Origin of the sequence: Sphingobacterium sp. UBA3519, assembly GCF_002377215.1 — a bacterium.
GTDB classification, from domain to species: Bacteria; Bacteroidota; Bacteroidia; order Sphingobacteriales; family Sphingobacteriaceae; genus Sphingobacterium; species Sphingobacterium multivorum.
The window spans coordinates 320,856-344,460 of sequence record NZ_DFPI01000010.1 but is presented as its reverse complement, the minus strand read 5'-3'; the positions used below and the strand labels follow the sequence as shown (position 1 = coordinate 344,460).

The following is a 23,605-nucleotide window of genomic DNA, read 5'->3' as shown; positions in this document are numbered from 1 at the left end:
TCCAGCTATGAACAACCTCCTATTAAAATCGGCAATTCGACAACTTTGGAAGAATAAACTATTCTCCCTATTAAATATTATTGGACTAGCCATCGGTATTACGTCATGTTGGGTCATATTTAAGATTGTCAATTATGAGTATAGTTTTGAAGCTGGAGTTCCTCAGCTTGAACGAACCTATAGGATCATTTCTCAGTTTAAAAATGATGGCAAGGATAATTACAATGGGGGATTGGCCAAGCCGTTTTATCAGGCCATCCGAAAAGAAATTCCGGGCGTGGAACTGGTCGCTCCAGCATTCAGAAATTATCAAATGGAATCTGTCACAATCAACAAGGGACAAAAAAATCAAAAACTTGTCGAGGACTTTGATGAGGCTGAAGGCAATGTGACGGAGACTACCAGCGACTACTTCAAGCTCGTTGGCTACAAATGGTTAGCAGGTTCACCAGAGAAAGCATTTTCAACTGCCAACGACATCGTATTGACAAAAAAAAGGGCAGCCATTTATTTCCCAAACCAGGCTGTCCAGGGCTTAATCGGTAAAACCATCTTTTATAACGACAGTATACCCAAAACAGTAACTGGCATTGTTGATGACCTTGGCTTCAACACGGAGTTCAATGGCACAGAATTCGTCTTGCTTAAAGAAGAAGTCTACCCACTGAATGTCTGGACGAATACCAATGGTACTGACAGACTTTATATCCGATTAAAAGATGGTGTAAAAGACCTTCCAATCCAGGCAGCTATCAATAAGATCGGACAAAAAAAATGGCAGGAATTCAGCCAGGAAAAAAAACCGAAGTTTGACTACAACCGTAAGGTCGTAGTCATGCCACTAAAAGATTCCCATTTTGCAGTACACATAAAAGAATGGTACGCAGAAAGAACAAGCAAAACCGTTATTTATGGGTTAATTGCCGTAGCTGCTTTTCTGATGCTTTTGGCCTGTATCAACTATATCAATCTTAGTACGGCACAAATACCAGCGCGGAGTAAAGATATTGGTGTCCGTAAAACATTGGGAAGTAGTCAGGGAAAATTGGTTAGCCAAATTATTTTTGAATCGCTTTTAACCATTGCTATTGCACTTGTTTGTTCGGTCTTTCTGACGAAACTGGCCTTTTTCTATTTTCAGGAAATGATTCCGGAGAAAGTAAAGGATTTTACAAGTTCGACGACATCCATGCTGTTTATCGCAATTTTACTGACCGTAACGACTTTAATTTCCTCGGCATATCCTTCTTGGTTAATTAAAAAGGTACAGCCTGTCAACTTATTTCGTGCCGGCAAGCAGTTCCAAATCGGAAAAACACAAATCAACCTTCGGAAAACATTGATTGTATTCCAATTCTTTATTGCTCAATTTTTTACGGTTTCAGCACTCATTATCGGCCAACAACTCTCCTATACCCTCAACAAAGATATGGGATTCGACAAAGATGCTGTTGTTACCTTCGATCTACCTTCCAAGCTCATCAACAAATTTTATGAGGAAAAACTGGATCAAAGTAAGAAACAAACACTCCTACATGAGATCCAAAAAATAAAAGGTGTTTCGGCAGCGTCAATCGGCAGCAAGCCCTTATCAAATAATTATTCATCATCTTGGTTTCATCGACAAGACCCTACGTTAAAAGAGAAAATTTCATCCGATATTTTCTTTAAAAATGCGGATGCGAATTATATCGCTGTCTATGACATGAAGTTAATTGCGGGCACCAATCTACCACAATCCGATACTGTCAATGCTTATATTATTAATGAATCTGCTGTCAAGGCGTTCGGTTTCAATTCGCCTCAAGATGCTATTGGGAAGTCAATTGGTCAAGAAGACAGTACCTTCCCGATCGTTGGCGTTATTAAAGATTTTCATGCCCAGGAATTCTATAAAGAGATCACACCTTTGGCTTTGCGCAGTTTTAGCCGTGGTGCCTATACCTTCAATATAAAACTATCGGGAAACAGCAAAGAATGGAAAACCAGTATTGAAGCGATCAACAAAGTATATACGCAGTTTTTTCCGGAACTCCCCATAGAAATAAAGTTCTACGATGAAACGATTGCGTCACTCTATCAAAAAGAGCAAAATCTGGCCAAATTAATTAACGTGAGTACAATTGTTGCTGTTTTGATCGGTTGTTTGGGCCTCTTTGGGCTGATTACCCTTGCGGCTTTCCAACGCAGCAAAGAGATCGGTATCCGTAAAGTTTTGGGTGCAAGTATTCCAAGTATCTTTCATTTATTGGCTAAAAACTTTGTACAGCTTATTTTAATCAGCATTCTTATTGCCGCACCCTTGACCTGGTGGACCTGTAGCAAGTGGCTGGAAGATTTTTACTACCGCATCGATCTTACGGCAACACCTTTTCTATTAGGCGCTGGGCTAGCACTATCTGCGGCGGTACTGACCATTAGTTTTCAATCGATCAAGGCAGCTATCCAAAATCCCGTAAATAGCTTACGGGACGAATAGCAACACTAGAATATCAAATTGGGGTTAACAAAAAACGAAATAACAATGATTGGAAATTCACTTAAAACAGCCTATCGTTTTTTAAAAAAACATAAGTTGATCACGTTTATCAATATCACCAGTCTCGCGATTGGCATTACGGCGACGCTGGTTATTTTCTTAATGATCCAATACGACTACAGTTTTGATAAACACGTTCCAAATCAAGAACAGGTCTATCGTGTTGTCAATAATGGTGAATTTAAAAATGCCGGTGTTTACGTACCATTGGTTCGTACCATGGAATCGGAATTACCGAACTTAGAAGCAGTAGCCCCCATTTATCGAAGCCATATTCCCAAACTAAAAGTTTCAACCGCGACGGATAAATTCCAAACTTTTCCAAAAGAGCAAAAGATGGCTTTTACCAACAGTCAATACTTCGATATTTTCCCTTCGAAATGGTTGGCTGGAAGTCCTAAGGCTTTGAATTCATCCGGAAATATTATCCTTACACAGAAAACACTAGAAAAGTTTTATGGAAAAGAACTGCCTGCAAATGTAATTGGCAAAACCATCATCTATGCAGATAGTATCCCACTTCAGGTCGCTGGTGTAATCGAAAATCCACAACATAATTCGGATTTTAATTTTGATAGTTTCATCGCTGATGCGACCATCGTCCAAGACAACAACCTAAAGAAGATGTATAGTTGGGAAGCTTGGAACAGCATCTCTGATTCACATCAGGTACTCATCAAGACAAAAGCACACAGCAATCCGCGTCTTCTGGAACGGAATATTGCTAATCTCCTTAAAAAATACAAATACAAAGAAGGTGAAAAAATCAACGATAAACTTGAATTACAAGCCTTATCTGATGTTCATTTCGACACGCGATTTAATTATGAAGCGACTCATCCAGAAGCACTTCGCAACCTCATTTTACTGGCATTCTTCCTGTTAGCCCTAGGGGCGGTAAATTTTATCAATTTATCCACAGCACAATCCATCGAAAGAGCTAAAGAAGTGGGTATTCGCAAGACATTGGGTAGCTCTAAGGCAACATTAATTAAACAATTCTTACTAGAGACATTTCTGATTACCTTATCGGCGACAATACTCGCGGTTTTATTGCTTCCTTTGTTCTTACATGTTTTTGAAGGATTTATTCCCAAAAACTTAAGTTTAGACCGTTTAGACAAAACCGTTATTCTTTTATTCTTATTCGGACAGCTTATCGTGGTCACCATTCTTGCGGGGTTTTATCCAGCTTGGGTATTGACAGGATACGCTCCTGTATTGGCACTCAAAAACCAGCTTGGAAAAAACACCAATCTTTCCCGAAGCGTATGGGTCCGCAAAGCACTGACTATTTTCCAATTTGTCTTAGCTCAGGCTTTTCTGATTTGTGTACTCGTTGTCGTGCGGCAGATCAATTACGTCTCCCATCGAGACATGGGTTTTCAGAAAGACGCGATCGTCAACATCAATATTCCTGGAGCTTTCCAAAATTCTACGAAAGGTCTCGTGCTTAAAAATGAGCTCAAAAAATTGCCGGATATCAAAGCGATTAGTTTTGGGAACATTGCACCCGCGATGAACGGCTGGATGACCACAGGAATCACTTATGATCAGTCGCCAACAAAGGAATCGCTAACATTCGATAGCCGCTCAGGTGATGAAAATTATTTGGAAGTCTATCAAATTCCACTTCTGGCAGGAAGGAATATACGTTTACTGGATTCAACCAGTGAAATGCTGATCAATAGAAAAGGACTTGAGCTACTGCATATCAAAGATCCCCAGGATGCCATTGGTAAAACTTTCGAAAATGGGCAGAATATCATCGTTGGTGTAATGGAGGATTTTGATCTAGCCTCTGCCCGACAGGCGGTTAAACCAGTCTTGTATACAGGCAGTAAGGAAGGATACGTACTCCATATTGCATTGGACCAATCGCATCCCGAAAACTGGAAAAATACCATTGATAAAATAACGGCTAATTATAAATCGGTCTTTCCAGACGACGAACTGGATCTGAAATTTTTGGATGATGTCGTCCAAAATTTCTACACCCAAGAAAAACAGCTTTCTAAGCTTCTATCATGGGCAGTAGGGCTTTCAATCCTGATTGCTGGCCTAGGTTTATTTGGATTAGCCATATTTACGGCAAATCAACGCACAAAGGAAATTGGAATCCGTAAAGTATTGGGGGCATCTGTTTTCCAGATAACCTTTCTACTGCTTCGGAATTTGCTATCATTGGTTGCAATAGCCTGTCTAGTAGCCTTTCCAATTGCTTATTATTTTATGCAGAGCTGGCTCAATGAATTTGTTTATCGAACCACGATAAGTCCCTGGATTTTTGGACTGTCTGCACTGGGCTTGATTGCATTTGCAAGTCTTGTATTATCAACCAAAAGTGTCTTTGCAGCAAAAGCAAATCCGATCAATAGTCTAAGGGATGAATAAATCAGCGGGTAAAAGCAATAAGCGTACTCCTGTGCATAACATATATTAAGAACTTAAAACCCCATAACAATGATAAAGAACTTCATCAAAACCGCGTGGCGAAGTATTTTTTCTAATAAATTCTACAGCGCCATTAATATTTTAGGATTAACAGCAGGAATGGTTGTGGGGATATTCTTATTGCTGTGGATACAAGACGAGTTGTCCTTTGACCGGTTCCATAAAAATCAGCATTCCATCTACAAAATTGGAATAGAAGGAGGAACTGGGATATCAAAACGAATCTTTGGATCCATCATTGCTCCCGTAGGAAGTTTCGCAAAAAAGGAAATTCCTGAAGTCCAGGATGCAGTCCGTATTTTCAAAATTGGAGATGCTGCACTTAAATATAAAGAGAAGAGATTTAATGAAAAGAACTTTGCATTTGTAGACCCCAGTTATTTTACGGTTTTCGATTTTCCACTACTACAGGGCAATTCAAAACAACCCTTCCCCGACAACAATTCCATTGTACTTACGCAACGTACGGCACGTCGGTACTTCGGTGATGAAAATCCAATTGGAAAAACTGTGACATTGGGTATCGAGGACCTTTGTGTTGTATCAGGTGTCATTGCTGATTATCCAGAAAACTCTACTTTTCAATTTCAGGTTCTGCTCCCCATTTCGAGATTTAACGAACAGGCTTACATTAAAAACAAAACGACCTATGATAATAAGACCTTTTTATCTTCCATGGATGAAGATTGGTCCAATTTTTCATTCGAAACTTATCTCCAACTGAGGCCTGATGCAAATCTTGCCACAGTTTCAAAAAAGCTACAGGCGATACACGAAAGGAATAAACCTGAGGATGCCCCTGTCCCCTACGTTACACAAGCACTCGCAAAGGTGCATCTCTACCAAATGGATGGTAGTGATGCAGGAATTGACAATGTTCGAGTTTTTATAGGCGTAGCGATTATGATTCTTGTTATCGCAAGTATTAACTATATCAATCTTTCTACTGCACGGTCGTTGTCGCGCGCAAAAGAAGTGGGGATACGTAAAGTTATCGGCGCTGGTAAAAAGGAACTTTTTTTCCAATTTATATTGGAAACAACCATACTATTTGTCATTGCATCAACATTGGCACTTGCGCTAGTATTTATTGGCCTCCCTTTGTTTAATAATTTCTCGAGGAAGCAGATTTCCCTACAGCTCTTTAATCCTACGTTATGGATAAGCCTACTGCTCATGCTTTTAGGAACACTTGTACTTACAAGTGTATATCCTGCCCTGCTTTTATCGAGATTTGATCCGATTAAAGTACTTAAAGGCCGGTTTACCATAAAAAATTCCAGTGCACGAAAAATACTGGTTGTCCTGCAGTTCACTGTTTCCATCATCCTTATCACTTTAACAATTGTTATCGGTCGCCAATTGGATTTTATAAAACATCAAAATTTAGGCTACGAAAAGGATCATATTATTTCCGTTGCTATGGCACCAAAAATGTCCAAACATTTTGATGCTGTCAAAACCGAACTTCTAAAAAACAAGGATATTGATGATGTTATCCGTCTTGGCCGGGATATGGTTTATGGTGGAGCTTCAACTGGAGACAACGATTGGGAAGGAAAGCCCAGCAAATCCAATCTCTGGTTCAATATGACCTATTCTGATCAATCTGCACTCAACTTTTTTAAGATAAAACTAACACAAGGTCGTAATTTCACAGGCTCCATAGCAGATTCAACACATTTCATTCTTAATGAAACGGCAGTACGGGAAATGGGTTTAAAAGATCCTATTGGCACACGTTTACGCATTCGAACAGTTCCGGGAACTATTATTGGGGTTGTAAAAGATTTTAATTATGCGAGCGCTAGACAAAAGATCGAGCCGATGGTCTTTCAATATAGCCCAAAAGATTGCTGGCAGCTATACATCAAAACAACAACTTCTGGTACAAAATCCGCATTAAACTCCTTGCAACACATCTGGAAAAGTTATTATGATGATATGCCTATGAACTACAGCTTCCTGGACGAAAGCTATCAAAAGCAATATACGAATGAGCAGAAACAAGGCTCTTTATTCAATTTTTTTGCCCTGATCGCCATCGTCATCTCCTGCTTAGGACTCTTAGGACTATGTACCTATACTGCACAGGTTAGGACCAAAGAAATTGGTATCAGAAAGGTCCTTGGCGCAACGGTATTTAGCATTATGCAATTATTAAACAAGGAATTTCTACTCTTAGTCATTTTGGCCAATGTCATCGCAATACCAATTGCTGTATATTTCAGTATAAATTGGCTCGATGGTTTTGCCTTTAGAACGACGCTCCCATTCACCATATTTCTATATGCGGCGGGGATAACCATTGCTATTGCATTATTTACGGTGAGTTTCCAATCCATTAAAGCGGCATACGCCAATCCTGTGAAAAGTTTGCACGATGAATAGTTTATATTTGAGAACCAAAAACAACAGCATAAAATGATTCGATTATTCCTAAAAGCAGCGCTGAGAAATTTGAAGCGCAGTCCCTTAAACACAACAATAAATATTTTGGGGTTAGCACTGGGGTTTACTGTTGCCCTGATAAGTACATTATGGGTACTGAAACAATTTTCTTTTGATAAGCATTACAGCAATTATCAACATATTTATCAGGTCATGATGACTGGAACCTTCAATGATGAGAAATCTACTGATCGCTCCACCCCTATTCCCTTGGTCAAAACAATCGCGTCTGATTTCAAAAATGAGATGGCAGATGCCACTTTGGTCACCAATATGGAAAGCAACAATCTTAAAGTAGGTGATAAAAAGCTTAATGCACCGGGATTCTATGCCATGGGAAAATTCGCCGAATTATTTTCCCTCGAATCTTTAGAAGGAAATAGTACCACACCGGGCAATCCATCGACCATCATAATTTCCGAATCCTTAGCAAAACGACTGTTCAATCAGACAAGTGTTATCGGGAAAACGCTCCAATTGAATGGTAAAGAACAATATACTGTTCAGGGCGTTTATAAAGATATTCCTGAAAACAACACTTTTTATGGCTTAGATTATGTATTGCCGTTTGTCGATTATCTTGCTAAAGACCAAGGTATTGAAGAAAGCTGGTCCAGCTGTTATTTCAGCACTTTCGCTAAGATCGAAAATGCTGCCTTTGTTCCCGCTTTGGAAAATAAACTAACAAATATCATCAACAAAAAACTGACGGATATAAAACCTGAAATCCTGTTACATGCGATGTCCAAATGGCATTTATACGATTCATTTAAAAATGGAAAGAACGTCGGCGGGCAGATTCAATATGTATGGATGTTTGTTTGGATAAGCGTATTCATTATTTTATTGGCCAGTATTAATTTTATTAACTTGAGTACGGCGAGAAGCCTGAAAAGAGGAAAAGAAATCGGGGTTTTAAAATCGGTTGGTGTCAACCGCCGGCAGCTTATTGCAGGCTTTCTTGTTGAGTCAATCCTAGCGGTAGCCTGCGCATTTTTGATCGCTGTTCTATTCGCTACATTGCTTTTGCCTTGGGTCAAAACGATTACACACACTTCATTGCATATACCTTTTGCGGATATTCGTTTTTATGGCTATTCTTTATTAGGAATAGGCGTTATAGGGCTTTTAGCGGGTATGTATCCGGCATTATTTCTATCGGCCTTTAATCCTATTCTTGCACTTAAAGGTAAGATCAACAACCGAAAAGGCGGATCAAGAAGTAGAAAGGCAATGGTCATCGTGCAATTTGCGATTTCTATTTTCCTGATGATATCCACTTATCTGGTGATTCAACAACTGCATTATACCAAGGACCGCCCAATAGGTTATAAAGGTTCAAATTTGATAAACATTACTTCATCCAATTCAACTATCGTCAAAAACTTTGATGTCCTTAGAAAAGAGTTGATCGGTCAGCGTTTAGTTAAAGATGCTTCCCTTTCTTCCAACTTTGTCAACCACCTATCCTTAACGGGTGGTGGCTTTAATTGGCAGGGCAATGATACCAGGGACGGTGCGATCATGGGGATCTTCACCGTGGATGAAAACTTTGCTAATACTGTACAATGGAACTTTATAAAAGGACGCAATTTTTCAAAAGATTTCAAAACAGATTCAACAGCTGTTATTCTGAACGAAGCTGCGGCCAAATTTATGGGAGTTACCGACCTAAACAGCAAACAACTTTCACGTGCCGGTATTAATTACCATATCGTGGGTATTATCCAGAACACGCTGTCCGAATCGCCGTTCAAATCCATTACACCGACGGCTTATTTTCTAAAATTTTTACCAAAGAATAAAATCACGCTTCAACTGGATGAAAATCAAGATGTCAAACAAAACCTAAAAGCTATTGCCACAGCATTCAACCGCATAGATCCTGATCTTATTTTTGATTATACCTTTACGGATCAGGAATATGCCAAAGAGTTTCAACAGATGGAAATGATCAAGAGCTTAACCAGTTTATTTACAGGGTTGGCCATACTCATTTCATGTCTTGGTCTCTACGCGCTGGTTTCCTTTCTTACGGAGCAACGAGAAAAAGAAATTGGCATTCGTAAAGTATTGGGCGCATCAGAACTTGGCTTGTGGCGACTACTTTCCACAGAATACATTTGGCTCACAGGCATTGGCTTTTTACTCGCAGCCCCTTTAGCCTATCTGCTAATGGAATCATGGCTCGAAGATTATGTCTACCGCATATCAATTACATGGACGGTCTTTGCTATCACAGGCTTAACCGCCCTAATCATCACCTTATTAACCGTTAGTTACCAAGCGATTAAAGCAACATTAGCAAATCCTGTAAAAACCTTAAGAAGCGAATAATACCAATTTGTTCGGGGACGGACACTATACTGTCCGTTTCCGAACATTTAAAACCGCTATAAAAACACAACAAAAGCCTAAAAATCAATACATTATATTTATGGCAAACGAATTGAACTACTTGGCTTTGCTATTTTTCGAATAACGGAGCCTTCTACTAAAGCGAGCTAAGTGACAAGAATATAGCCTAATTAACAGTATAAATGCTCATAACCATGTTAAAGAACTATTTTAAAATTGCTTGGCGGAATATCAGAAAAAACAAAGGATTTTCTCTTTTAAATATGTTTGGCCTCAGCATCGGAATAACATGTTTCCTTTTGTTGGCAGCGTACATCTATCATGAATCCAGTTATGAGCGTTTCCTTCCCAATGCGGACCGCCTGACTTATATTAGCCTCACCTATAAAGCACCCAATAGCACGGAAGAAGTAAATTCTGCCGTAACACCGACAGGCTTAGCTCCTACGTTGCAGGCTGAATTTCCGGATGTAGAACAGGCAACCAGATTATACGGCTATTCCAAAGGCGGCAAAATAGAATCCAAAGAGGCACTAATAACTGAAAAAGGCCTACTGTATGCTGACCAGAATGTTTTTAAAACTTTAGGTTATACCTTTCTCGAAGGTGATTCACGATCAGCCTTAGCAGAACCAAATCAGATTGTCTTAACAAAAAATCTCGCAGCGAAATATTTCCCCAATCAGTCGGCCATCGGTCAGACACTATCCATTGACAAAGTCAACTGGAAAATCACAGGTATCATCGCAGACTTGCCCACAAATACACAGTTGAACTTCTCTGCGCTCCTTTCCAACAAAGGATTAGAACGCTACAAAGAAATGGCTTGGTCATCTGCAAATGATATAACCATAGCGCTCCTAAAAAACAAAGATCAGGTCGGTTCGATCCAACAGAAATTGGACCAAATGACAAAATCAAAATTCGCCGAAGCAACAAAACAAGGCTATCAATTTCGATTCGTCCTGGAAAAGCTGACCGATATCCATCTTCACTCCAAAGCAGCAGGTACGGGAAACATCACTTATATCTATATTTTATTGGCATTAGGTGCTGCACTTATTATTTTAACCTGCATCAATTTTACAAATTTGGTCTTAGCACATGCGCTTGAACGCAAGAAAGAAATCGGTGTCAAGAAAGTTTTGGGTGCAGCAAAGAAAACGATATTCTTCCAGTTCTTTTTTGAATGTAGCCTGATGGTTTTTCTAGCTGTTGTATTTAGCCTTCTGACTACGGTACTCTTGTTGCCCGTGTTCAGTTCATTTATGGGGGCCGAAATGAAATTAACCATATGGACAGACCCTCGGTTTTATACAATTTTACTTGTTTTCATAGCCTTGCTGACGCTTTTGTCAGGTGGCTGGCCAGCCTATTCAATTGCCAGTTCAAAGCCTATTTCTATTTTCAAGCGAAAATTAACTGAAAAACTACGTGGCCTATCTTTAAGCAAGGTGCTCGTTACTTTTCAATTCAGTATCTCTATATTTTTTATTATCTGTACCTTATTTGCGAGTAGACAGATGGATTTTATCCAGTCTAAGAATACCGGGTTAGATCGCTCTGATATGCTTGTCATCGATGGCCGAGGATGGCAAGATAAAGAAAGGCAGCTATTAAAAGAAAAGTTAATGCAGCTCAACAGTGTCCAGGGGGTTACCGCTTCGTATGACAACCCCGTCAATATCCAAGGTGGCTACAGCATCAGTGAAGTAGAAGGCCAACCCAATGATTTTGATATGAATGTCACTGCAATTCCGATTGAAAAAGATTTCGTATCCGTTTTCCATATTCCATCTGTTGCCGGTGCACCGTTGTCAGACGCGGACATTTTGCGCGCAAAAGACACTATTTCACCAGAATATGGTTTTATAGTGAATACACTTGCTGCATCCGCCATGGGTTTTACTCCTGAACAGGCTATTGGAAAGAAAATCAACTTGAATGGGCGTAAGGGCAGCATCAAACAAGTCGTTGCGAGTTTTAACTTTGCGTCATTACATAACGAAGTCAAACCAATTGTGCTTTTTCCTGAATATGATTATTTCGGTAATATTTTCATTCGACTCAATCCGACGTCGCCGATAAAAGATGCTCTTGCGCAGATAAGAGCTGTCATCAAAGATATTGATTCAAAAAACAGCTTTGAATATCATTTTCTCAATGACGACTATAACAAATTATATCTCAAAGATCAGCAAACAACACGGGTAATGCAGTTATTTTCCATCATTACAATTGCTATCGCTTGTATGGGCCTTTTTGCCCTATCAGCTTATGCTGTACAACAACGCTTTAAAGAGATCGGTATCCGTAAAGTATTAGGTGCTTCAACGATCAAGATTGTCAACATATTGAGTGTTGACTTTATGGCCCTCGTCCTGTGTGCTGTATTGATCAGTGTACCCTTAGCCTGGTATGCCATGCACCGCTGGGTAGAGAATTTTGCTTACCACATCACGCTAGACTGGTGGGTATTTATTGTGGCGGCGATAAGCGCATTATTGGTATCATTTATCACCATTAGTTTTCAAACCATAAAAGCTGCGATTCTAAACCCGGTTGATAGTTTAAGAGATGAGTAATTGTTTTAGTAGCTATTAAAAATAAAGACACCTGATAAATAACAAGCTGGACCTTTAAAATTCAAGTTTTTTCTATTTAGCAATAACCAATACGACAAATATGCTTAAAAATTATATCAAAATAGCATGGCGCAACCTGATGAAAAACAAATCCTTCTCTTTGATTAACATCATCGGATTGGCGATCGGCATGGCCGGAGCATTACTTATAGCACTTTGGTTGCAAAACATGTTAACCATGGACCGCTTTCATGAAAAGGGTGATCGCCTGCATGTATTGAGTAATCGAGACGAATTTCAGGGCGATAAATCAGCTTGGGCCTTCACTCCTAAAATATTAGGTCCCTCCTTGTCCGCCGATTTTCCAGATATAGAAACTTTTACCAGATATAATGAGAGCGGCCAATTTCTAACGACATTCAAGGATAAAAAACTGATCGCAAATACTGTTTTCATCGATCCTGGTTTTTTCAAGATGTTTTCTTTGCCTTTTGTGAAAGGAGAACAGAATATTAGATTTGATAACCCTAAAGGCCTTGTTCTCACAGAAATCTATGCCAAGGCTTTATTTGGCAGCGAAGATCCTATTGGAAAATCAGTTCGGATAGACTCTGTTAATCAGGTTTCCGTACAGGCGGTACTTAAAGACCTTCCGAGTAATTCAAGTTTCAAATTTGATATTCTCCTACCATTTGAATATGCAAAAATAATTGGTTACGTGGATGATAACTGGAGCAATAATTCATTAACCACCTATGTGCTCCTAAAAAAAGGTGTCTCACTTACCGCGTTTAACAGCAAAATCAGAACCTATCTGAGAGATCATATCAATGCAAGTAATAAGGCTGCCGGTTACCAATCGGCTAGAAATACGGGTGAGATCTTTGCTTTTCCCTATCCCGATTCGTTTCTTTACAATAGCGGAAAAGGAGGAAATTATACGTCCGGACGTATCGATATCGTCAAGCTATTTGCTTGGATTGGTGTATTTATTTTATTGGTGGCAAGCATCAATTTTATGAATTTGAGTACGGCACGTTCCGAACGCCGTGCGAAAGAAGTCGGTGTCCGCAAAGTAATTGGCGCAAATAAGACAAGCCTAATGGCGCAGTTCCTCGTTGAAAGCATATTGATCAGCCTAATCGGCATGGTACTCGCGACGATACTTGTTTTTATTGTCCTGCCATTCTTTAACGAGCTTGTCGGAAAACAGCTTAGCCTATCGTTATTAAACTTACCAACCTGGCTATTTTTAATTGGCTTTGCTTTATTTACAGGTATATTAGCCGGCACCTATCCCGCCTTTTTCCTTTCTTCCTTTCAACCTATCAAAACGTTGAAGGGGAAATTCGTTTCTAAAACGAGGGGTCTTAGTATTCGCTCCATCTTAGTGGTCATTCAATTCAGTCTCGCGATTATATTGATTATCGCAACGGTCATTGTCGCCAAACAAATCCAGTACACTAAACAGCGCGACCGTGGTTATAATGAAAATGGGTTGCTTTATAGCAGTATCAAAGGTGACTTAGAAAAGAATTATAAAATTTTACGCGACGAATTACTAGCCAGCAACGCAGTTGTTTCTGTATCAAAAAATATGTCGCCAGTAACCGATTTCTATAGCAATGGCTGGGGATTTACGTCTGGGACACCAACGGAACAGGACAAACGCATTTCCTATAACCGTTTTAGTACCGATGCAGATGCCGTAAAAAATCTAGGCCTAACTCTTATACAGGGGCGGGATATCGATATTTACAAGTTTGCGACAGACAGTACTGCTTTGATTTTAAATGAATCCGCGGTAAAAAGTTTGCACCTCAAAAACCCGGTCAATAGCATTGTGGATGGTGATGGAACAAAATGGACCGTAGTTGGGGTGGTCAAAGATTTCATTATGGGATCGCCATTTGGAGACAATAAACCCATGGTGATATTAGGACCGCAAGCCTGGTTTACAACGATCCATTATCGTTTAAATCCAAACAATGACATCGGAGACAACTTAAAAACGATTGAGTCCATCTTTAAAAAGTTCAACCCAGACTATCCTTTTGAATATCAATTCATTGACAAGACCTACGAAGAAAAATTTAAAGAGACAAAAGCTATAGGTACGCTAGCCATGATCTTTGCAGGATTGACGATCTTTATATCCTGTCTTGGTTTATTGGCATTAATCGCCTATATGGCCGAAACGCGCTTGAAAGAAATTGCTGTCCGCAAAGTTCTTGGAGCAAGTGTCACCCAAGTAACTTCTTTACTTTCAATCGATTTTATTAAGCTTGTTGTGGTCGCAATTTTTATCGCCACACCTATTGCTTGGTGGGCCATGGATAAATGGTTACAAGATTACAGCTATCGAATTGAGATACAGTGGTATTACTTTGTCATTGCTGGACTATTGGCTATTCTGATCAGTATGGCCACGATAAGCTATCAAGCAATTAAGGCTGCACTGGGTAATCCTGTCGATAGCTTACGTGATGAGTAGCTTAAAGTCAAACAACATTTTTTTCGATAGCTTAAAACCAGATAGAAGACTATGAATTCATTCAAACTTGCTCTTCGCAGCATCATTGTCAAACGACAATATACCTGGATCAATATCTTGGGTCTAAGTATTGGGTTCTCCTTGTGTCTTCTTGTATTCGCTCTTGTCATTGAGGAAAATTCGTACGACAAAAGCTGGAAAAATGCGGATCATCTCTTTCGGATTGTCACGATAGATTCAACGGCTGGCCTTGAACGCCAAATGTCCAGGACATTCGTTAATTTAAGTACGGAACTCAAACAAGTATTTCCGGAGATTCAACATGAGGCTCGGATAGAATCCAGAAAATATTATTTAAAACCGCATGCAAGCTCAGCACAGCCCATAGGCATACAGGTTTTGGAGTCGGAAATAAATATCTTGGATATGTTGAGCATCAAGGTTCTCGAAGGCAATCCCAAACAGCTGGTCCAAGGAAAAACAAACTTGCTCATCGGCAAAGAATTCAAAGAAAAGTACTTTAAGAACGAAAATGTCATCGGCAAAGTCATCCAAAGTGCCGACCCCTATACCGATAAGCCATCCGATTATATCATCACGGGTGTTATGGATATTCTTCCTTATAATTCAACGCTCAGAGCTTCCGCCATTGCTTTAGTCCCCAAAATATCGATGGAATTAAGCAAAGATGGCTCAGGCTACTACACCGAACAATTTGTACAACTAAAACCCGGGACACCAAGAATAGATCTCGAGCAGAAACTAAATCATTGGTATAAAGGATACCTCAGTCCTAACACAAAACATGTGACTTCATTTCGCCTGCAGCCTATTCAGGATATATATATGGAGCCATTAGGCAGTGCAGATATCAGCGGCAACCAAAAAACAACAAACATATTTGTGGGTGTTGCCGTTTTGGTCTTTATTATTTCCTGTATCAATTTTATTAATATTTACGCTGGAAGAACAGTTAAAAAATTAAGAGCACTTCATATACATAAAGTATTGGGGGCCAGCCGAGCCCAGATGATCAGACGAATGCTGTTAGAAACAATCCTACTGTTTTTTATTTCTGCGTTATGTAGTTTGGTACTTTTTAGACTTGGATTGTCCCAACTGGAACACTTTATAGGCTATGATCTCGCTTATATTAAATCCATACAGCTCCCGTTGCTATTGGCCTTTATGACGACATCAATCGCCCTCGGCCTGCTAATTGGTTTTTATCCTGCATGGCTGATCTCTGGTATTAAGAGTTCAGATGCCTTAAAAAATAAGCTATCAAAAATTCCCCATGCGGAAGTCTTTATCAAAAAAATGCTTATCACTACACAGTTTAGCATTGCCATTATCGTCATCATTGGCCTTATAACAATCAAGTCCCAACTCAGTTATATGCAAGCAGCTCCCTTGGGAATGGAAGTCAAAAATGTGCTAAACATCGACTATTTCAATAAGGGTACACAAAATACAAATATAAAAGATCGAATTGGTCAACTTACTGGGGTTGAATCGGTCAGCGTCGCTGCCTGGACGCCGACAATCGGGTCAGGCTACCTTGCCAAGACAATCGTTGACAAGGACGATCCAGGGAAAAATATCCAAGTCAGTTTCATCGGTGGCGATGTCGATTTGCCCAAGACTTTGGGAATCCAGCTGGTTAAAGGTCGATTATTGACTCCTGAAGATTATACGCATGTTGAAATGGATCTGGGAGAAGATGAAGGTATCAATAATGCCCTTGTGACCGAAAGTACGGCAAAAAAGCTTGGGATAAACAAACTCGGTATCCTGTATAAAGACCTTCAAATTATCCCCGTCGGAATCATTAAAGATTTCCATAGTGAGTCTTTTCGTAGCAAAATAGTACCAACAGTAATTTTGGCAAAAGATTTTAACGGAAGCGGCAATATTCTGATAAAAGTAGGGAAAGGACAAGAACAACAAATCTTTCGATCGGTATCTCAAATTATACAAAATACCTATCCTGATAAACACGTTTCCTTCCATTGGATAGATGAGTTGATTGCAAAACAATATGAAAAAGAGAACAAGCAAGTGCAATTATTTATCCTATTCAGTGCATTGACATTGTTGATCTCCGCCTTAGGAATTACAGGATTGATTATGCAAAATCTCGAACAGCGTACTAAAGAAATTGGCATACGCAAAGTACTAGGCGCTACAGTGCTTGACATATCACGTCTCTTTTCAAAAGATTATCTCATCTTATCCACCTTGGCTATTTTTATTGCCAGTCCAATAGCGGGGTATTTTTCAAAAAAATGGCTTGAAGATTATGCGTACAATGTGGGCGTGCAATGGTGGTTCTTTATCCTTGCCGCGCTTGCCATCTTTTTGATCAGCATCATTACTGTCAATTTCCAAACAATATGTGCCGCACTAAACAATCCAGTAGATAGCTTACGAAACGAGTAAATATTCATTTATAGTAATAGAGGGGGCCTCAATATGATCAAGAATAATTTAAAAATAGCATGGAGAAATTTAACCCGCAATTTCTCTACCTCGTTTATCAACATCGTTGGGTTGGCCATGGGCATTGCAACCTGCCTTCTGATCAGCTTATATGTGACCGATGAATTTAGTTTTGATCGTTACAACGAGCATGCAGACCGTATTGTACGTGTTGTTTTCAGAGGAACGGTTAAGGGCGGAACGATCAATGAGGCACATGTAATGCCACCTGTAGCTTCGACGATGAAGTCAGAGCTGCCCGAAGTTGAAGAAACTGCACGACTAAGAATAGGTGGATCGCCTCTATTTGTCGTCAATAATAAAGTTTTCCACGAAGAAAAAATGGCTTTCGTGGATGCTTCTTTCTTCAAAATTTTCACATTCCCTTTTATTAAAGGGAATTTGTCTACAGCTATTTCTTCCCCTAATTCTGCAGTGATATCCTAATCCACCGCCTTAAAATACTTCGGCACAAACGATGTTGTCGGTCGAGACCTCATCATCAAAGACAATACAAATATTCTCAAAATCACTGGCGTAATTAAAGATGTTCCTCAAAACTCCCATTTTCATTTTGATGTATTTACCTCTTTGGATGCACTGGAAGATTCACGTTCAGATTCATGGATGACCTCCGAATACTATACGTATGCGCTTCTTTCAAAAAATGCATCACGTGAAAAGCTCGAAAAAAACTTAGCCACCCTATTCGACAAACATGTTGCCACATAATTTATGGCCAGTTTTGGCATGAGTTACCAAGAATTCAAAAAAACGGGAAATAAGATCGGTCTTTACCTACAACCGCTCACAGATATCCATCTACATTCGAATTTCAACTATGACCTCAGTGTCCCTGGGGATATACGGTACGTTTACATCTTCAGCGCTATTGCACTTTTTATGCTATTGATAGCCACCATTAATTTTATGAATTTATCTACAGCCAGTGGTTTTAAGCGATGTAAGGAAGTTGGCGTACGAAAAGTACTGGGTGCTGACAAGCAAAACCTGATGCGACAATTTATGCTAGAGGGTGTCCTCCTGACTTATATTTCCTTAGGAATAGCTCTGGGAATTGTTTTACTTGCCCTCCCCCTATTTAATCAGATTTCCGGAAAAGAGATTGATATTCAAAAACTTGAAATATCTAAAATCATCCCCATCTTACTAGGTTTTGGTCTAATTGTCGGTCTATTTTCCAGTAGCTATCCCGCGTTATATCTATCCTCATTTAATCCGCTACGGGTATTAAAAGGGAAAATAAGCCGCTCGACTAAAGGCTTTAATTTACGTAGCGGACTTGTTGTATTTCAATTCATCATTTCTGTCGGGCTTATCTTTGGAACCGTGGTTGTTGTTCAGCAGCTGGATTATATGCGTCATATTAAACTTGGATATAACAAGGATAATGTCCTTATTATACCGAGCTGGCCTTTGGGAAAAAACGAAAAGACATATTATAATTTATTGATGCAAGACAGCAGGATCAAGCATGTCTCTCATTCGTCCTATCTTCCTGCTGGAGAAAGCAACAACAACAATTTTTTCATTTATCCAGATGGCAATACTGATCAATGGGTCAAAACAATTCGTTACGATGTTGATGAAGAATATATTCCTGTTATGGGTATGCAACTTAAAGAAGGACGGAATTTCGCAAAAACATTTGGTAATGATAGCCTTTCTGTTATCATCAATGAAACCGCAGCAAAAGATCTGGGTTGGAACAATCATAGCCTTGGTAAAATATTAACCAATAAAGACAACAAAAGCTATCGTGTTATTGGTGTCGTTAAGGATTTCCACTTTCGTTCTTTGCATGAGCAGATCTCTCCGCTTGTGATGGTTCTTAGCGATCAAGCCGGGAGTTTGATTCTTAAAACACAAACAACCGATATGGAGAAGCTCATTCAAAAATTAGCGTCTCTCTATCGTTCCTTTCCGACAGACATTCCATTCAGCTATTCCTTTCTGGATGAGCGATACGCACAAACCTATCAAGCAGAAGTGAAAACGGGTAAGTTACTGAGTATCTTTGCGGGGCTGACTATTTTTGTGGCTTGCCTCGGTTTATTTGGCTTGGCTATTTTTACCGCCAATCAACGCAAAAAGGAAATAGGGATCCGGAAAGTTGTTGGAGCTACAGTTCCCGACATCACACGCATGCTTTCCACTGAATTCGTCAAACTCGTTCTCATTGCCATTGTCATTTCTTCTCCCCTAGCTTGGTGGATGATGCACAAATGGTTAGAAAATTTTGCATACCGTATTGAGATGCAATGGTGGATGTTTGTACTAGCAGGCGCGCTAGCCGTTTTTATTGCTTTAATTACAGTAAGTTCACAAGCGATACGCGCAGCCCTAACAAAACCTGTCGACAGTCTACGTGATGAATGAAATAGACTCGTCTGTTCAGCTATGGACAAAGCACTGTCCGATATCGAACAGCGAGTAAAAGAATCAGGAATGCAATCCGTTAATGATCAACAGAATAATTACTTGGCCAAACATTTGTATTTTTAATTTTTTAAGTAGAGCACAAGCTATCAGCAGCTCCACGACCAAAATAAATTCATATTTTAAGACAATGAACTTTACAAACTTCAAGATTGCTTGGCGAAATATCGGAAAGAAAAAAGTACAAAATCTGATCAATCTAATTGGATTGACCTGCGGTATTACTTTTCTATTACTTGTAGGTGCTTATGTATGGGATGTACATCAAGTGAATAGCAATATCAAAAATATTGATCGGCAATTTTTGTTGCAAAGCAAGTATAAGAAAGAAGGATTTGGTATTGACTTAACTACATTAGGGGCACTCCCCAAAGCTTTACATGAGGAGTATCCCAACCTGGTCTCCAATTATTATCGGATTGATGGGTTGACCGGTATCGTAGCGAACGGAGCAACAATCCATGAAGAAGGCATGTCTCTTGGAGATCCCAGTCTATTGACGATGTTCGGATTCCAGATTTTAGCAGGCAATGCCAATACCGCTTTGAATAATCCCTTTTCAGTAGTCATCAGTGACAAAGCAGCCATAAAATATTTCGGAAATGAGGATGTACTTGGCAAATCGCTACAAATAAAAAATTTCAAGGGTGAAAAACATGATTTTGAAATTACAGCAATCATTAAATCTGATGTCCAAAACGCCATTATGGATCTCACAAAGAATATGCATGCAGACATATTTTTACCGATCATCAACGAGCAATTCTTTGGCCGATCGATAGACAATTGGGATAACCCTTATATTGCCGGTTATATCGAATTGAAACCAGGTGTAAGTGTGGAGCGCGTAGATGCCGCCATCGAAACGCTGGTAAGAAAGAATACCGATAAAGAGTTTTCCAATCAATACAGCCCTAATTTAAAACCATTGAAAACCTATTATTTGGATGACAACCAAGGGGCCGTCCGCAAAATGATACAGACGTTGGTTTGGACTGCCATTTTCATCTTGATCATGGCCATCATCAATTTCATCAATTTTAGTATCGCTCAGCACATTACGCGATTAAAGGAAATCGGTGTTCGCAAGATGATGGGATCATCTCGCATGCAACTTATTAGACAACTGATGACCGAATATATCCTGATTGTGGCCATAGCAGCATTGATCAGTCTTCCAATTTACATCATCACGAGTCCAATCTTCGAACATGTCTTGATGCGTAAGCTACCCTCGTTGGTGGAATTGCCTATTTACTTTTTTGGTTTACTGATTATAATGACGTTGTTCATTGGTCTACTAGCGGGGCTCTATCCAGCCATTAAACTTTCCAATGTCGCGATACTTCCGGCAGTCAAAAGCCAGTTTTCGACGCTGGGGGGCAAACAACTGGTGCGAAAAATTCTTTTGTTTTTTCAATTTGGGGTAGCCTTGCTCCTGCTTGTCTGCACATTGATTATTTCCAAACAAGTGGACCTATTTCTCCATAGCAATCTAGGTTACAACAAAGACTACTTATTAACCGTTCAGGTACCTAGAGATTGGTCCGAAGATGGTGTTCGCAAAATGGAGACTTTACAACAGGAACTCAGCCAACAGCCAGAAGTAAAATCAGTAAGCTTATCTTATGAAACTCCTGGATTGCTGGGGTCCAATATGCAGCCTGCATTCGGGACGACAGACGACAGAGAAATCCAGGTACAACGGATTACAAGTGATAGTCACTTTTTGGAAACCTACGAGATACCGCTAATTGCAGGAACTTTTCTTCCTAAACATTATGCAACGAATGCGGATAATAGACCAGTTGTCATCAACAAGAAGGCTATGGATGATTTTGGCTTTAAAAATGCCGAGCAAGCAATTGGTCAGCAAATAGCAATAAATGATCCTAATTACAAAATCACTATTGTGGGCGTTGCTGAAGATTTTGTAGCCAACTCACTGCATCAGGCATCTGCGCCTATTATCTGGATGGATGTACATGAGAGTCTTCAATATCGATACCTTAGCATTCGATTGAAGCAGGGACCTCTTTCCAATGCAGTACAACAGCTCGAAAAAAAATGGAAAACGTTGCTACCTGATGCACCATTCGAATATAAATTTATGGATGAACGCATCAAAAATCTATATGAAAATGAGCTGCAGCTGCATCGCGCTTCCCAGATTGCTACGTTTGTTTCGCTGCTGATTGTTGTATTGGGACTTACCGGATTAATATCGCTTTCCATCCATCTGCGCAATAAAGAAGTCGGCATTCGTAAAGTACTAGGGGCTTCACTAGCACATTTGATGTTGCTCTTTTCAAAAGAGTACTACGGAATCTTCCTATTTGCTGCGTTTACGACAGTTCCACTGAGTTATCTATTGATGCAATACTGGCTACAAAATTACATCATCCGCGTAGAAATCAATGCATTTACTTACTTGTTACCATTGGGTACATTGATTGGATTGCTGAGTTTATTGGTTGGCATTATTGTATTTCGATCAACTCGGTTTAATCCCGTTGAAAAATTAAGAGATGAATAGAAAAATGAGCGTTGTACCCATCCAGTTGGTGTTCGTTGCGAACAGCTACTGGATGGGTAACTCCTTATTCCTTTAACCTTCATAGCTTTTCGATAGATAAACAAATCCATATTTTGATTCTTTCCGAATAAGTTTAAGCTCATCAGACCGATTGAGCAAATCTTCAAGTATCTTCATCAAGTTTTTAGGTTTTACATATGTATCGAGTATCATACAAACCAATTTATGTATCTCATAAGGACTCCTATTTTTATTAAAATATCCCGTGCCAACCTGCGCTTCGATGATTCTCTTGACCTTCCGAAGCTCATTCAACGTAGAAGGTTCATTTGGATCAAAATTATGGCGGATGTCCATTATCTTAAATTCGATCTCCTGTACCCCTTCTTCAATGGATAATCTATATAAATGGTAAATAACCTCCTCAGCCAATGTATTAACGTGCAACTCATAAGCATACTTTTGCTTGGATAAATTCATCCCTAAAGGCAACATGGCATGTATACTCCCCACTTCTAACACACGACAAAAAATATAGTAATCAATAGCAAGAATCGTTTTAATTTTGAAAGACTCAACTTTGCTTATAAAATCCAGTGCTTTTCCCATTAAAAAAGATACTTCTTCGGGTGAGAGACCATTTGAAATACGCTGTAATATCATCCGATATAAGAACTGCATTTCCAACGGTTGACAACGATGCTTATACACCCGTTTGAACACTTTAAAATTATTTCTCATTATAGCTCATATAGTTATTCCATACAAAGAAATAGAAATAATTTAAAAATTTAAAACATTTGTATAAATAAAAATAACATTTTGTATATTTATCTATACAAAAAAAAGAGCATACTAAATCATAACTATGACAAAACTAGGTGAATTTTTAGAGAAGAAATCCGTTAATAAATCGCGAATTGCGCGAAAAACGGGTTTAAGTAAGGCAAGAATCAATGAGTTAACGATGACCGAAACGGCCAAATTACGTTTGGATGAAATGTACCTGATTGCATTGGCTATTGATACAGATCCAGCTAAAATGATGTTCGAATTATGTGATCATCTCCAGTTGAAAGAGATTGAAGAGTAAGCAATTCTCCATTTTTCGCCAGTGCTTAGCTCGTCTGTGCGATACTGAACGCCAAACTGTTCGATATCGTACAGACGAACTTTTCAATTTTAAAACAAGAAACTAATTATCAACACATTAGCAAAATGGCAACGCAATTGATTTCAGCTTAAAC

The 23,605-nt window shown here is 39.3% G+C and carries 12 protein-coding genes; 11 read left to right on the top strand and 1 reads right to left on the bottom strand.

Features of this window, described 5'->3' with window-relative positions; genetic code table 11:
* Positions 1-7 precede the first annotated feature (7 nt).
* The 10 genes from B3297_RS05405 to B3297_RS05360 all read left to right on the top strand — a co-directional run bounded on the left by B3297_RS05405 (position 8) and on the right by B3297_RS05360 (position 22,358).
* Positions 8-2,479, top strand: a complete 2,472-nt coding sequence (locus tag B3297_RS05405) for an ABC transporter permease (RefSeq protein ID WP_115047347.1) — start codon at positions 8-10, stop codon at positions 2,477-2,479.
* 45 nt (positions 2,480-2,524) lie between these two features.
* Positions 2,525-4,933 carry an ABC transporter permease gene (locus B3297_RS05400; RefSeq protein WP_286709818.1) on the top strand — a complete coding sequence of 803 codons (2,409 nt, stop codon included), beginning with the start codon at positions 2,525-2,527 and terminating at the stop codon, positions 4,931-4,933.
* A 69-nt stretch (positions 4,934-5,002) separates the two neighbouring features.
* Complete coding sequence (locus B3297_RS05395; RefSeq protein WP_286778543.1) at positions 5,003-7,384, top strand: ABC transporter permease; 2,382 nt, start codon at positions 5,003-5,005, stop codon at positions 7,382-7,384.
* Positions 7,385-7,417: 33 nt separating this feature from the next.
* On the top strand, positions 7,418-9,781 hold the full coding sequence (locus B3297_RS05390) for an FtsX-like permease family protein (protein ID WP_070566253.1): 2,364 nt from the start codon (positions 7,418-7,420) through the stop codon (positions 9,779-9,781).
* Between the two features lie 215 nt (positions 9,782-9,996).
* Positions 9,997-12,387 carry an ABC transporter permease gene (locus tag B3297_RS05385; RefSeq protein WP_286778542.1) on the top strand — a complete coding sequence of 797 codons (2,391 nt, stop codon included), beginning with the start codon at positions 9,997-9,999 and terminating at the stop codon, positions 12,385-12,387.
* Between the two features lie 100 nt (positions 12,388-12,487).
* On the top strand, positions 12,488-14,881 hold the full coding sequence (locus B3297_RS05380) for an ABC transporter permease (protein ID WP_286778541.1): 2,394 nt from the start codon (positions 12,488-12,490) through the stop codon (positions 14,879-14,881).
* A gap of 51 nt (positions 14,882-14,932) precedes the next feature.
* The gene (locus B3297_RS05375) at positions 14,933-17,323 is read left to right on the top strand and encodes an ABC transporter permease (protein ID WP_115047335.1); all 2,391 of its coding nucleotides are present in this window, start codon (positions 14,933-14,935) and stop codon (positions 17,321-17,323) included.
* A gap of 33 nt (positions 17,324-17,356) precedes the next feature.
* Positions 17,357-17,809, top strand: a complete 453-nt coding sequence (locus B3297_RS05370) for an ABC transporter permease (protein WP_201303468.1) — start codon at positions 17,357-17,359, stop codon at positions 17,807-17,809.
* 303 nt (positions 17,810-18,112) lie between these two features.
* On the top strand, positions 18,113-19,762 hold the full coding sequence (locus tag B3297_RS05365; protein ID WP_201639719.1) for an ABC transporter permease: 1,650 nt from the start codon (positions 18,113-18,115) through the stop codon (positions 19,760-19,762).
* A gap of 190 nt (positions 19,763-19,952) precedes the next feature.
* Positions 19,953-22,358: an ABC transporter permease gene (locus B3297_RS05360; RefSeq protein ID WP_286778540.1), complete on the top strand. Its 2,406-nt coding sequence runs from the start codon at positions 19,953-19,955 to the stop codon at positions 22,356-22,358.
* 72 nt (positions 22,359-22,430) lie between these two features.
* Here the strand turns inward: B3297_RS05360 and B3297_RS05355 are convergent, their stop codons facing one another.
* The gene (locus B3297_RS05355) at positions 22,431-23,099 is read right to left on the bottom strand and encodes a hypothetical protein (protein ID WP_070566239.1); all 669 of its coding nucleotides are present in this window, start codon (positions 23,097-23,099) and stop codon (positions 22,431-22,433) included.
* 127 nt (positions 23,100-23,226) lie between these two features.
* Between B3297_RS05355 and B3297_RS05350 the strand changes: the two genes are divergently transcribed.
* Complete coding sequence (locus B3297_RS05350; protein WP_070566237.1) at positions 23,227-23,451, top strand: helix-turn-helix domain-containing protein; 225 nt, start codon at positions 23,227-23,229, stop codon at positions 23,449-23,451.
* The last annotated feature ends 154 nt before the right edge of the window (positions 23,452-23,605 follow it).